The organism is Streptomyces griseicoloratus (genome assembly GCF_014534645.1).
In the GTDB taxonomy this organism is placed as follows: Bacteria; Actinomycetota; Actinomycetes; order Streptomycetales; family Streptomycetaceae; genus Streptomyces; species Streptomyces griseicoloratus.
Window position 1 is genome coordinate 1 of sequence record NZ_JACVQF010000116.1, and the last position, 295, is coordinate 295.

Annotated in this window: 1 protein-coding gene; it reads right to left on the reverse strand. The window is 70.2% G+C overall.

Going from position 1 to position 295, the window contains the following annotated elements:
• Nucleotides 1–295: FG-GAP repeat domain-containing protein (locus H0H10_RS03380; protein ID WP_188179281.1), on the reverse strand; the 295-nt coding region annotated here is incomplete at both ends.

The following is a 295-nucleotide window of genomic DNA, read 5'->3' on the forward strand; positions in this document are numbered from 1 at the left end:
CCAGACGGCGGCCGGACCGAAGCCGCTGCCGGTGGACAGGGCCACATACACCTTGGCGTCCGCGTCGTGCGTGAAGGTCACGATGTCGTCCTTGCCGTCACCGTTCACATCACCGACGGCCGGGACCTCACCGCCCGGCGCGAAGTGGTCGTGCCAGACGGCGGCCGGGCCGAAAACGTCACCGCTGGACAGGGCGACATAGACGTCCGCCTCCGGGTTCCGGGTGAAGGTGACGACGTCGTCCTTGCCGTCGCCGTTGAAGTCACCGCTCAGCGGGGTCTCGCCGCCCGGGGCG